This window comes from Streptacidiphilus sp. MAP12-33 (assembly GCF_041261265.1).
Classification (GTDB): domain Bacteria; phylum Actinomycetota; class Actinomycetes; order Streptomycetales; family Streptomycetaceae; genus Streptacidiphilus.
Genome location: NZ_JBGCCA010000012.1, coordinates 31639 through 44569, shown reverse-complemented (window position 1 = coordinate 44569; position 12931 = coordinate 31639). Strand labels below are relative to the sequence as shown.

The window sequence follows — 12931 nt, the reverse complement described above, 5'->3', positions numbered from 1 at the left end:
AAAGCGCTGCAGAAGCGATTCGCCCGGGGAGGGGCTAGTGCTTCTCGGTGACTCCCGCCGAGTCGAAGGTCGCCACCTCGTGCATCGCCCGCGCAGCCGACTGCACCAGCGGCAGAGCGAGCAGCGCGCCCGTGCCCTCGCCGAGGCGGAGGTCCAGGTCGATGAGGGGACGCAGACCGAGCTTCGCGAGAGCCGCCTTGTGCCCCGGCTCCGCCGAGCGGTGGCCGGCGATGCACGCCGCCAGCACCTCGGGGGCGATCGCCTTGGCGACCAGCGCCGCCGAGCCGGCGATCACGCCGTCGAGGATGACCGGCGTGCGCAGCGACGCCGCGCCCAGCAGGAAGCCCGCGATCGCGGCGTGCTCCAGGCCACCGACCGCCGCCAGGACGCCGATCGGGTCGGACGGGTCCGGACGGTGCAGCTCCAGCGCCTGACGGATGATCGCGACCTTGCGGGCGTGCGTCTCGTCGTCGATGCCCGTGCCGCGGCCGGTGACGGCCGCCGGGTCCTCACCGGTGAAGACGGAGATCAGCGCGGCGGCAGCGGTGGTGTTGGCGATGCCCATGTCGCCGGTGACCAGCGCCTTGTTGCCCGCGGCCACCAGATCGCGTGCGGTCTCGATGCCGACCTCCAGCGCGCGCATGGCCTCCTCGCGGGTCATCGCGGGGCCCTGCGTCATGTCGCCGGTGCCCGCGCGGACCTTGCGCGGCAGCAGGCCGGTGGTGCGGCCTGAGTCGAGCGCCGGGGGCAGCTCGGAGGCGACGCCCACGTCGACGACGCAGACCTCGGCACCCAGCTGGTTGGCGAACGAGTTGATGACCGCGCCGCCGGCAAGGAAGTTGCCGACCATCTGCGCGGTGACCTCCTGCGGCCACGGGGTGACGCCCTGGGCGTGGACACCGTGGTCACCGGCGAAGATCGCGACGCAGGCGGGCTCCGGGATCGGCGGCGGGCACTTGCGGCTCAGCCCGCACAGCTGCGCGGAGATTATCTCCAGCATGCCCAGCGAGCCGGCCGGCTTGGTCATCCGCTTCTGGCGGTCCCAGGCCTCGCCGAGCGCCTTGGCGTCCAGCGGGCGGATGCCGCGCAGGGTCTCCTGGAGCACGCTGTGCGGCTCCTCGCCCGGCAGGGCGCGGCGGCCGTAGGTCTCCTCGTGCACGACCCAGGAGAGCGGGCGCTTCCTGGCCCAGCCGGCCTGCGCCAGCTCGGGCTCCTCCGGGAACTCGTTGACGTAGCCGACGCAGAGGTAGGCGACGACCTCCAGGTGCTCCGGCAGGCCGAGCTCGCGGACCAGCTCCACCTCGTCGAAGAAGCTGACCCAGCCGACGCCCAAGCCCTCGGCGCGCGCGGCGAGCCAGAGGTTCTCCACCGCGAGGGCGGCCGAGTACGGCGCCATCTGCGGCTGGGTGTGACGGCCCAGGGTGTGGCGGCCGCCGCGGGTGCGGTCGGCGGTGACCACGATGTTGACCGGGGTCTCCCGGATGGCCTCGATCTTCAGTTCCTTGAACTGCTTGGCGCGGCCCTTGGGGAGCGACTCGGCGTAGATGTCGCGCTGACGCTCGGCCAGCTCGTGCATCTTGGTCCGGGTCTTGGCGGAGCGGATGACGACGAAGTCCCAGGGCTGGGAGTAGCCGACGCTGGGCGCGGTGTGCGCGGCCTCCAGGACCCGGATCAGCACCTCGTGCGGGATCGGGTCGGAACGGAAGCCGTTGCGGATGTCGCGGCGCTCGCGCATGACGCGGTGCACGGCCTCGCGCATGTCCTCGTCGTAGCCGGGGGCGGCGTCGCCGAGCGGCTCCTCGGACGCGTCCGCGTCCACGGACTCCACGACACCCTCGGGCGTCCCGGCCTGCTCGGCCACGGACGGTTCGGCCGTCACGTCGGCCGGGGCGGCGTCCGCCGACGGTTCGGCAGGGGCCGGGGCTGCTGCCTCCGGTCCGGCCGCGGTCTCCTGCTGCGGCTCCTGGGCAGCCTGGCCCGGAAGGGCCTCCTGCGACTCCGGCGCCTGCTCGGCCACGGCCTGTTCCGCCACGTTCCCTGCCTCCACGTCCGACTCCACCGGTGCCTCGACGACCGGCTCGGCCGACGCCTCAGCACCCTGCTCCCCCACCGACTCCGCGATGGCCCCGGTCCCCTCGGTCACCTCGACCGCGTCGGCCTCGTCGACCGTGGGCCGGGCCACCGGCTCACCAGTCTGCTCGTCGGCGGCCTGCGCCGCCGCCTGAGCGGACTCGACCGACTCGACCGACTCGACCGACTCGACGGGTTCGGCGGTCTCCGTCGTCACGGCCGCGGAGGGCGACGTGACCGGCTCGGCCACCGGCTCGCCGGTCAGCACGCCCATGCCCTGGGCGGTCTCCTCCGGCTGGGCCGGGGCCTGCGACGGCGGGGTGATGAAGGAGGCGATGCGGCTCGTGGGGGCGGCCTCGGTGGCCCGGCCCTGCGCCGGGACGACCGGCTCGGCCTGCGGCTGCTCCGGCCCGCCCGGGACGTGCTCGGCGACGGGGGCCAGGGCGGCGGCCGGATCGGCGACCGCGACAGCGACGGCCTGGGCCGACATCTGGGCCGTGGGCTCGACGGCCACCGGCTCCATGACGAACGGTCCGCCGACGGCCTGCGGCTCGCTCAGGCCCCCGCCCGTGACCTCGCCCGCCGGAGCGGCGACGGCCTCGGGCGCGACCTCGGCGGCTGCCTCGACGACGGGCACGGCGCTCACGACCGGCGCGAACGCACCGGCCTGGGCGAGCGCCTCGGTCTGCGCCGCCGAGCCGCCGAGCGTGCTGTCCGGGGAGGGCATCTGCACGGGGACGGTGGCGGAGGCCGCAGCGGCGGCGGACTGGTCCAGGTACTCGGGCGCACCGGGCATCACGGCGACTGCGACCGGAACAGGCACGACCGGCGTGGGAACGCCGAACGGTGGCGTGCCGGCCGGCAGCGGGCCGTTGCCGCCGTGGCTGCTCGGGCCGCGGTCGGCGAGGGAGCGGACGGGCACCTGGCCCGTCATCAGGGAGGGGTCCGGGATGGGCGGACCGGCGTGCAGGGGGCGCCGCGGCACGGCGTCCGGACCGGACCCGGCCTCGGCGAGCGGCGCCGCCTCGGCGCCGAGCCCGGGCTCCACGACCGCCTGGGGCTCCACGGCCGGCTGGGGCTCCACGACCGGCTGCTGCGCCAGGATGTACGCGGCGGACGCGGCGGGCTGCTCGACGGGCATGCCGACGGTGGCGGCGTACGGCTCGCTCGGGTAGGACGGGGCCGCGTACGGGTCGACAGGCACGCCCTCGCCCAGGCTCGCGACGGGGGCCGTCAGCGCGGAGTGGTCGACGGTCAGGCCGGGCTGGCCCAGCGCGGTGGGCAGCGGACCCGTCAGCGGATCCGTGAGCGGATCGACGGCGGCGGGGGCGACCGGCGGCTGCGCCAGGTGCGGCTCACCCGGACCGGGGGGCGTCAGCGGGGGCCAGGAGGGCGCGGGCGGCTCGCCGTGCGCGGGGGCGTGTGTCGTCACGCCGGGCTCGTAGGCGCCGCCCTCGAAGGCGGGCGCCCCGTAGGCGCCGCCCTCGAACGAGCCGGTCTCGAACGAAGCGGTGCCGTAAGCGGCGGGGACCACGGGAACCACCGGCGGGATCTGCCCCGGCGGGTACTCCTGACCGCGCGCGCCGTCGTTCCACGCGCCCTGCGGGCCGGGCATGAGCAGCTCGTCCTCTTCCTCGTCCACCTCGTCGAGGAAGGTGTAAGCGGGCCGGACGCCCTGGGCCGGGCCCTGCTCGGCCGCGAACCCATGGGGCTGCGGCACCTGCTCCGGCTCGACACCGGGTACCTGCCCCCCGAGGGGGACGTTGCCGGTCTCGCTCATGTCACTGGCTCCTTCCAGGGCCGCCTGGCGTCCATGGCCCCGCGGTCCACGACCACGGCGCCCACCGTTCCGGTCCTCGCCTCACTGTGACGAACCGGTGGTGACCCCGCCCGCCACAAAGAAGAACGACAGAACCGGGGCAACCGGCACGATCGCCCCGGCCACACCGGCATTCTTCCGTCCCATCGGGGGCCATGGCCAACGAGCACGCCCGCCGGTGCTGTGGCTTCCGACACGTTGCACCGAGCCCCTCGGGACACGGCGTCAGCCTACCTGCCGTCAGTGACGCCGGGCGCCACGGTCTTGCGCCCTGGACGCGGGCGTGCTGGTGGGGTACCCGCCCGCTCAGTCCCGGTCGCCCCAGAGCACCCAGCACGGCGCGGCTGCGCCCAACTGCCCTTCGGCGTCGAGCGGGGAGGACTGCAGCAGGCTGCCCTCGACGCGGTAGCCGGACCGCGCGAAGGCGCGCCGGACCTCCTCCAGCTCCGCGGTGGTGCGCGGGAGCGCGACGATCCGCTCCGGGCGCCGGGTCAGGCAGGCCTGGAGGACGGCCGCGCCGTGGCGGACGAGGACGGTGTCCGGCTCGGGCAGGTCCGCGAGCGCGGCGGGCGCGGTGCCGAGCACGGTCTGCACCTCCACGCCCGCGCGGCGGGCGTTGACGTCGAGTCGGGCGCAGGCGTCGGGGTCGCGGTCGACGGCGATGACCGCGGCGCCGCAGCGCGCGGCGTCCACGGCGAGGGCGCCGTCACCGGCGCCCACGTCCCAGACCAGGTCTCCCGGACGCGGCCCGAGCCGGGCCAGCGCCAGCGCCCGGACGGGCGCGGAGAGCTCGCGGCTCGGCGCCGAGTCCGACTGCGCCCAGCCGCGACCGCCCTTGCCGGGAAAGTCGACCGGCCGTCCGGCGAGCCATCCCGAGGGCGGCAGCGGTCCGCCGTTGCCGGAACCGCCGATGACGAGCACGACGTTGGGGTCCCGCCACAGGTGGTCGGGGACGCGGTCCGAGGTGAGGACGGTGACGTTCTCCTCGGGACCGCCGAGGGACTCGCAGATCACGAAGGTCCGGTGGACGTCGCGCAGCATCAGCGCGAGCTCGGAGGGCCCGGCGCCGGGCGCGGTCAGGACCGCGACCTTCGGGTGCGCCCGGCAGACGTTGACCGCTCGGCGCAGGCCGCCGCGGCCGTGGGTGGAGACGATCTGGGCGTCGTCCCAGGGCATGCCGGCGCGGGCGAAGGCCGCGGCGACGGCGGAGACCGCCGGCAGCACCTCCAGTTCGAGGCCGTACTCGGGCCGGCGCAGGGTCCGCACGACACCGAAGAATCCGGGGTCCCCGTCCGCGACGACGACCGCGGTCCCGCGGTGGTCCGCGATGCGCCGCGCCACCAGCTCCACGCTCCCGAGCGCCATGCGCTCGACTCCTGCGGCGAGGGTCAGCGCACGGAGCGGCCCGGGTGCGGCGGCGACGAGCGTCGCCGCGTCCAGCGCGGCCTTCCCTGCGGCGCTGAGCGGCGAACCGTCCCAGCCGATCACGGTGACCCGGTCAGCCATGGCGGTCGCTCCGCACGTTTTCCCCCGCAGTCGTTTTCGAACCGGCGCGCACAGGCTAACCGCCCACGTCCCGTTGCACTATCCGGGGGCACCGCCCCAGCGGCGCACGGCCTTGCGCGCGAGGGACGTTGCATGACCTCAGGGGCGCGGGGAACTGCGCGACAAGCCGCCGTGGGCCTTGAGATCCCGTGAGCACAGGGCCATCCGCCACCGGGTTGCTCGCGCGGTTCCCCGCACCCCAACCGCGGCTCGCCGCCGCAGGCCTCAGCTCCAGTGCGGGTCGAGGTCCTCCGGGAGGAGGCTCCAGACGATGAGGTCGGAGCGGCTCGCGTGCTCCGCGTCCGCGCCGCGGACCAGCCAGGCGTTGCGCAGGATGCCCTCGCTGATCGCGCCCAGCTTCTGGGCGACCTGCTGGGCGGCCACGTTGCCCGCCGCCGTCCGCAGCTCCAGGCGTTCGAACTTCTGGTCCTCGAAGAGCCAGCGGGCCACCGCGTGGGCGATCTCCCCCGCATACCCCTCGCCCCGGGCCCAGTGCGCCGTGACGACCTGGAGCTCCGTGCTCCTCAGCCGCCAGTCCGTCGCGCGCAGGCGCACCGTGCCGACCAGGCGCTGGGTCAGGAACTCCGCCGCCCCGAGCACGAGCCCCCGGCCGGAGACCCGCTCGCCCACGGCGCGGCTGCCCACCCACGCCTCCGCGTCCGCCACGGCGTAGGGATGCGGCGCGGTGGTCCACTGGTGGACCAGCTCGTCGTTCATCATCTCGGCCAGGGCCGGCGCGTCGTCCAGGTCGAAGGCACGCAGCTCCAGGCGATCGGTGCTGATCGTGATCTCCGGGAACGCCGGGGGGCGTCCCGGCGGTCCGGACGCCGCATCGCTGCTGCTCATGGAACGATCATGCTCCAGGGTGGGGGCCGCCGTCACCTCTTTGACGCGGCGTGCCGGGACGAGGAGGTGACGGCGTGTGGGAGAACGAGGCTACTCGCTCCCTCAGAAGGCCGGAACGACCGCGCCCGAGAAGCTCTCGTCGATGTACTGCTTGACCTGCGGGGAGTGCAGCAGCTCGGCCAGCTTCTTGACCCGCGGGTCGTTCTGCTCGCCGGACTTGACCGCGAGGATGTTGGCGTAGGGGTTGTCCTGCGCCTTCTCCAGCAGCAGCGCGTCCTTCTTGGGGTTCAGCTTGGCGTCCAGCGCGTAGTTGCCGTTGATGACGGCGGCGTCGACGTCGCTGAGGGTGCGCGGCAGCTGGGCCGCGTCGATCTCCTGGAACTTCAGGTGCTTGGGGTTGTCCGTGACGTCGTTCGGAGTCGCCTCGAGGCCGGCGCCGCTCTTCAGCTTGATCAGGCCGTTGGCCGCCAGCAGGTCGAGGGCGCGGCCCTCGTTGGTGGCGTCGTTGGGGATGGCGACGGTGGCGCCGTCGGCCAGCGCGGCGGCGGACTTCACCTTGTGCGAGTACAGGCCCAGCGGCTCCAGGTGGACGGCCTCGACGGAGACGATGTTCGTTCCGTGGGTCTTGTTGAAGTCGTCCAGGTAGGGCTGGTGCTGGAAGTAGTTGGCGTCGGCGGAGCCGTCCTGGACCGCGGTGTTGGGCGTGACGTAGTCGGTCACGACCTTGATCTGCAGGTTCAGTCCGGCCTTGGCGGCCAGGTTCTTCTGGATGTACTCGAGGATCTGCGCGTGCGGGGTCGGGCTCGCGACGACGACGAGCGGCTTGCTCGCGTCGGCGGACGAGCCGCCGGAGGAGGCCGTCGAGGAGGACGAGCCGCAGGCGGAGAGGGTGAGGGCCAGCGCGGAGGCGGCGAGGGCGGCGGTGGTGAACTTCACGGAGGTGCGCACGAAAAGTGCCCTTCCAAAGAGATGGTGCGGGTGGATCAACGCGAGACGGAGCCGGTGAGCTCCCGTTCCCGCGTGGGGGTCTCCGCGGCCTCGGGGGCGGCGGAAGTCTTGGGGGCGGGGCGCCGGAACGTCCATCGGGGCGCGGACACGGACCGCTTGTGGTCGAGACTGCGGGCGAGCCCCTCGCCGACGAGCTGGACCAGCGTCACCAGGACGACCAGCTCGGCCGCGATGACCCACATGAACGTGGTCTCGAAGCGCATGTAGCCGTAGTTGATGGCGAGGGTGCCGAGCCCGCCACCGCCGACCGTGCCGGCCATGGCCGAATAGCCGATCAGCGCGATGACGGTGGTGGTGAGCGAGGAGACGAGCGCGGGCAGTGCCTCGGGCAGCAGGACCTTGCGGACCACCGTCCAGGTCGAGCCGCCCATGGCCTGGACAGCCTCGATCAGGCCGGCGTCGACGTCGGCGACGGCGGTCTCCACGAGCCGGGCGAAGAACGGGATCGCGGCGATGGCGAGCGGCACGGTCGCCGCCTGCCAGCCGAGCGTGGTGCCGACCACCCAGCGGGTGAGCGGGAAGATCGCCACGATCAGGATGACGAAGGGCAGCGAGCGCCCGACGTTGACGACCGTGCCGACGAGCTTGTTGACCGGCGCGTTCGGCAGCAGTCCGCCGCGTCGGGTGAGCGCGAGCAGCAGGCCGAGCGGCAGGCCGACCAGGACGGTGGCAAGGGCGGCCAGGCCGACCATCCACACGGTCTCCTGGGTGGCCTGCACCAGCAGTGGCTGCATGTCGTTCCACGTCATCAGGCCGCCACCTCCACCTGGAGGCCCTGCTCGCGCAGGTAGCCGATCGGCACCACGTTCTCCTCGAAGCTGCCGGGCAGCGAGACGCGCATCCGGCCGACCTGGCGTCCGCCGACGGTCTCGACAGCTGCGCCGATGATGCTGATGTCGACGTTGTAGGTGCGGGCCAGCTGGGAGATGAACGGCTGGGCCGTCGCGTCCCCCTGGAAGGTGATGTCGACGACGGTGGCGCCCTGCAGCGGCTCGCCCTCGCCCAGCGGGAACAGCTCGCGGGCGAGCTCGGAGCCCGGCTGCTCCAGCAGCTCGGACAACGTCCCGGACTCGACGACGCGTCCGCGCCGCATCAGCGCGGCGGAGTCGCAGACGGACTTGATGACGTCCATCTCGTGGGTGATCAGCAGCACGGTGAGGCCCAGTTGCCGGTTGAGATCGCGCAGCAGCTGGAGGATGGAGCGGGTGGTCTCCGGGTCCAGCGCCGAGGTGGCCTCGTCGGAGAGCAGCACCTTGGGGTTGCCGGCGAGCGCACGGGCAATGCCGACGCGCTGCTTCTGGCCGCCGGACAGCTGCGCGGGGTAGGCCTTGGCCTTGTCGGCGAGGCCGACGAGGTCCAGCAGCTCGGCCGCCTTCGCAGCCCGCTCACGGCGGGTCAGACCACCGAGCTCCAGTGGGAGTTGGACGTTCTCCGCGACGGTTCGCCTGGCCAGCAGGTTGAAGTGCTGGAAGACCATCCCGATGGAGCGCCGGGTGGCGCGCAGCTCGGCGGGCGAGAGCGTGGTGAGCTCGCGGCCGTCGACGCGGACGCTGCCGGAGCTGGGGCGCTCCAGCAGGTTCACGCAGCGGATGAGGGTGGACTTGCCGGCGCCGCTGGTGCCGACGACGCCGTAGACCTCGCCCTGGCGGACGTGCAGGTCGACTCCGTCGAGTGCGGCGATCTCCGTGGTCGAGCCGGGACGGCCCTGAGCGCGGTAGACCTTACGCAGGTCAGAGGTGGTGATCACAGTGTTTCCGTGGGTCGGCGCGCGCAGCCGTCAGCACGGCTGGTTCACGCGGGGAAGGGCGTGCGGGGCGGCCCGGAGCGAGGCTCGACGGGCGCGGTGGTGCCGGGCGGAAGCTCAGCAGCCGCACATTCGACAACAGCGCATCATGCTGCGCATGCCACGACCACCTGCCGGCATCGCGCCGGTGAGGTGGGGGTGCGTGGTCGTCGTCATGGAGAACAGTTAAACAGATGGTCCACAGATCGCCCAAAACGGACGTTCAGCATGCGAGACACATGATGGGACGGCGCCGAGACCGCGCAGGTCATGGCGTTTGGACAACCACCTGGAGCCACGTGATCGCGCCGCCCCGCGGTCGTGGGGAGACCTCGGGGCGGCGCGAGACGTCAGGTCAGGCGGTCGCGGCGAACTGCCCGATCGCCGGCTCGGAGTGCTTCTCCAGCACGATGAAGCTGAGCCTGCTGTTGACCTCCTCCACCTGCGTCTGGCGGTAGCCGAGGCGCTGGTAGAGCCGGAGGTTGCCGATGCTGCGGTGGCCGGTGAAGAGCCGGTACCCGGCGGTCACCCGCCCGTCCGAGGCGAGCTGCTGCTCCATCGCGCGCAGCAGCCGGCTGCCGAGCCCGTGCCGCTGCATCCGCGGGTGGACCATCAGCCGTCCGATCCGGCCCACGCCGTCGGCGTCGACCCGGCCGCGGACGCTGCCCACGACCTCGTCACCCAGTCGGGCGACGAGCACGTGGTGCTCCTTCAGCTCCGTCCGCATGCTGTCGAGCGTCTGCGTCAGCGGGTCGATGGTCCAGTCTCCGTAGAGCTCCGCCTCGCCCTGATAGCACAGGAACTGCAGCTTCAGGATCCGCTCGGCGTCGTCCTCGGTGGCCACCGAGGTGGTCACGCTCATGCCCACGCGCTTCCTCCCTTTCTCGTGAGCCCGGTCGCGAGGGACTGAGGGGAGGCGACCGGGTTGCCCTGACCGGAGGTGTGGTCTGCCTGACGATCATGCGTCGTCATCGGCGTACGTTCCAGTCCCCTTTACCCACCGGCCTCCGGATTGCAACCTCCACCGATCGGCCCCTTGTAACTCATCAGGTGATGAATTACCTTCGACGCAAGGACACGGCACACCGGGGAACAGGACACGACGATGACCACCATTCAGAACCGTGAGTACGACGTCCTCGTGGTCGGCGCGGGCCCGACCGGCCTGCTGCTGGCGGGCGACGTGGCGGCGGCCGGCCTGCGGGTCGCCGTGCTGGAGCGCCGCATGGAGGAGTCGCAGCTCACCCGCGCCTTCGCCGTCCACGCCCGCACCCTGGAGGAGCTCGACGCCCGCGGCCTCGCCGACGAACTGCTGGAGACCGGGGCGCGTCTTAAGGACCTGAGCGTCTTCGGCGCGGTCCGCGTCGACATGAGCACGCTGCCGAGCCGGTTCCCCGAGGTGCTGATCACCCCTCAGTACCGGACCGAACGGGTGCTGCTGCGGCGGGCACTGGACGCCGGCGCCACCGTGCTGCGCGGCGCCGAGGCCACCGACCTGCGCCAGGACGAGGACCGCGTCGAGGTCGAGGCGCGGATCGACGGCGAGACCGTCACCCTCCGCGCGGCCTACCTGGTCGGCTGCGACGGGGTGCGCAGCACCGTGCGACGGCTGCTCGGGGTCGCCTACCCCGGCGAGTCGGCGATCTCCTCGGTGATGCTGGCCGACGTGCGGCTCGGCACCGAGCCGGAGGAGGTGCTGACCGTCGGCGCCACCAAGGAGGGCTTCGCCTTCCTGGCCCCCTACGGCGACGGCTGGTACCGCATCCTCGCCTGGGACCGGTCGGAGGAGCTTCCCGACTCGGCGCCGGTCGACTTCGACGCGTTGTGCCGGCTCGTCACCTCGGTCCTCGGCAAGGACTACGGCCCACACGACCCACGCTGGACCTCGCGCTTCCACAGCGACGAGCGGCAGGCGACGCGCTACCGGGTCGGCCGGGTCCTGCTCGCCGGGGACGCGGCGCACTGCCACTCCCCCGCCGGGGGCCAGGGCATGAACACCGGCCTGCAGGACGCGGCGAACCTCGGCTGGAAGCTGGTCGCCTCGGTGCGGGGCTGGGCCGCGCCCGACCTGCTCGACAGCTACGAGGCCGAGCGCCACCCCGTCGGCGCGCACGTCCTGCGGACGTCCGGCGGCCTGCTGCGGATCGCCGTCGGCCAGTCCGCGCCGATGCGGCTGGCGCGGGCGCTGGCCAAGGTGTTCGGGCCTCACCTCACCCCACTGGCCCGCCGCGGTGGACTGGAGGTCTCCGGCATCGCGGTCTCCTACCGCGCCCAGGCCGCCTCCGGCTCCCACCCCCTCGTCGGCGAGCGCGCGGGGGATCTGGCGCTCGCCGACGAGGGGGCGGGGCGCCTCTACGAGGCGTTGCGCTCGGGCCGCTTCGTCCTCGCCGGACCGGCCGCTCCGGCGCTCCCGCCGCAGTGGGCCGACCGCGTCCTCCCCGTCACCGCCCCGAGCCTCGGCCCCCAACAGCTCCTCGTCCGCCCGGACGGCTACATCGCCTGGGCGGCGAACGATCCGACCCCGGAGGAGCTCCGCACGGGCCTGGCGGCCTGGCTCGGGGCGCAGCCCCGTCAGGGGCGCAGCCCCGTCAGGGGCGCAGCCCCGTCAGGGGCGCAGCCCCGTCAGGGGCGCAGCCAGATGTCCGGATTCAGGCGTCTGCGGAGGCATTCCAGGCAGCGGGAGCGGGTGGGTCCGATGCTGCCGCGCGGCATGTCGAGGGTCGCGGCGAGAGCCGCGTAGTCCGCGGACGGGTCGTCAAGGAGCGCGGCGAGCAGCCGCGTGCAACGGGTGGGAAGGCGCGCGACCGCGGCGCGCAGCGCCGCCGCGCGCTCGTGGGCGAGGTGGTGGGCCTCGGGACAGCCGCCCGAACGGGGAAGCCGCAGGCCGACGGGGATCTCCATGCGGGACGAGACGCTCCGTGGACGGATGGCCGCTGCGGTGGGAGCAGAAGATCACTCCGTCGGCGCAACGCGCTTCATCCAGTGATCAACCGAATGTAACCCGCGGCACAGGTACCCGCTTACCGATCGGTAACAGAAGGCGACTAGGATCACTACATCCCGCGATCGAGCCTGGCCCATGACGGAGGCACGGTGTTCTACTGGACGCTCAAGAGGATCATTGTCGGCCCGCTGGTCCGCACGCTCTACCGCCCGCGGGTCACCGGCCTCGAGAACATCCCTCTGGACGGCCCCGCGATCATCGCACCGAACCACCTCTCCTTCTGCGACTCCGTCTTCCTGCCGCTGGCCGCGCCGCGGCAGGTGCACTACGTCGCCAAGGAGGAGTACTTCACCGGCACCGGCCTCAAGGGCCGGCTGATGGCCTGGTTCTTCACCGGCGTCGGCGCGGTGCCGGTGGACCGCAGCGGTGGGCGCGCGTCCATGGCCGCGATCGACACCGGCATGGCCCAGCTGAAGAAGGGCCGGCTCTTCGGCATCTACCCGGAGGGCACCCGCTCTCCCGACGGGCGGCTGCACCGCGGCCGCACCGGCGTCGCGCACCTGGCGCTCGCCAGCGGCGCGCCGGTCATCCCGGTGGGCCTGGTGAACACGGACCAGGTGCAGGCGAACGGGAGCATGCGCTGGCGCGCGCCGTTCCGGGTGCGCCCGGAGATCCACTTCGGCAAGCCGCTGACCTTCGAGCGCTACGAGGGCATGCAGCGCGACCGGTTCGTGCTGCGCGCGGTCACCGACGAGATCGTCTCGGAGATCCTGGCCCTGTCCGGGCAGGAGTACGTGGACATGTACGCCACCAAGGCCAAGCTGCTGGCGGCCAAGGCCGCCAAGGCCGAGCAGCCGGCGCCGGGGCAGGGCAAGCTCGACGAGGCCGCCTGACCGGCCGATACCGATGGACCGTG

General features: G+C 73.2%; 9 protein-coding genes. 2 read left to right on the top strand and 7 right to left on the bottom strand.

The window, feature by feature from the left end; translation table 11 throughout:
• Nucleotides 1-34 precede the first annotated feature (34 nt).
• The 7 genes from cobT to ABH931_RS14190 all read right to left on the bottom strand — a co-directional run bounded on the left by cobT (nucleotide 35) and on the right by ABH931_RS14190 (nucleotide 9939).
• The gene (cobT, locus tag ABH931_RS14220; protein ID WP_370113018.1) at nucleotides 35-3850 is read right to left on the bottom strand and encodes a nicotinate-nucleotide--dimethylbenzimidazole phosphoribosyltransferase; all 3816 of its coding nucleotides are present in this window, start codon (nucleotides 3848-3850) and stop codon (nucleotides 35-37) included.
• 345 nt (nucleotides 3851-4195) lie between these two features.
• Entirely contained in the window at nucleotides 4196-5395 is a 1200-nt protein-coding gene (gene cbiE / locus ABH931_RS14215; RefSeq protein ID WP_370113016.1) for a precorrin-6y C5,15-methyltransferase (decarboxylating) subunit CbiE, read from the bottom strand.
• Between the two features lie 264 nt (nucleotides 5396-5659).
• The gene (locus ABH931_RS14210; RefSeq protein ID WP_370113014.1) at nucleotides 5660-6280 is read right to left on the bottom strand and encodes a GNAT family N-acetyltransferase; all 621 of its coding nucleotides are present in this window, start codon (nucleotides 6278-6280) and stop codon (nucleotides 5660-5662) included.
• Between the two features lie 102 nt (nucleotides 6281-6382).
• Nucleotides 6383-7228, bottom strand: a complete 846-nt coding sequence (locus ABH931_RS14205) for a MetQ/NlpA family ABC transporter substrate-binding protein (RefSeq protein WP_370113012.1) — start codon at nucleotides 7226-7228, stop codon at nucleotides 6383-6385.
• Between the two features lie 35 nt (nucleotides 7229-7263).
• On the bottom strand, nucleotides 7264-8037 hold the full coding sequence (locus ABH931_RS14200) for a methionine ABC transporter permease (RefSeq protein WP_370113010.1): 774 nt from the start codon (nucleotides 8035-8037) through the stop codon (nucleotides 7264-7266).
• Complete coding sequence (locus ABH931_RS14195) at nucleotides 8037-9035, bottom strand: methionine ABC transporter ATP-binding protein (protein WP_370113008.1); 999 nt, start codon at nucleotides 9033-9035, stop codon at nucleotides 8037-8039. The genes ABH931_RS14200 and ABH931_RS14195 overlap by 1 nt, the downstream gene beginning before the upstream one ends.
• Before the next feature lie 391 nt (nucleotides 9036-9426).
• Nucleotides 9427-9939, bottom strand: coding sequence for a GNAT family N-acetyltransferase (locus tag ABH931_RS14190; protein ID WP_370113006.1), 513 nt, complete (start codon nucleotides 9937-9939; stop codon nucleotides 9427-9429).
• Nucleotides 9940-10176: 237 nt separating this feature from the next.
• Between ABH931_RS14190 and ABH931_RS14185 the strand changes: the two genes are divergently transcribed.
• Both ABH931_RS14185 and ABH931_RS14180 read left to right on the top strand, forming a co-directional pair.
• Nucleotides 10177-11811: an FAD-dependent monooxygenase gene (locus tag ABH931_RS14185; protein ID WP_370113004.1), complete on the top strand. Its 1635-nt coding sequence runs from the start codon at nucleotides 10177-10179 to the stop codon at nucleotides 11809-11811.
• A 353-nt stretch (nucleotides 11812-12164) separates the two neighbouring features.
• Nucleotides 12165-12908 carry a lysophospholipid acyltransferase family protein gene (locus ABH931_RS14180; protein WP_370113002.1) on the top strand — a complete coding sequence of 248 codons (744 nt, stop codon included), beginning with the start codon at nucleotides 12165-12167 and terminating at the stop codon, nucleotides 12906-12908.
• The last annotated feature ends 23 nt before the right edge of the window (nucleotides 12909-12931 follow it).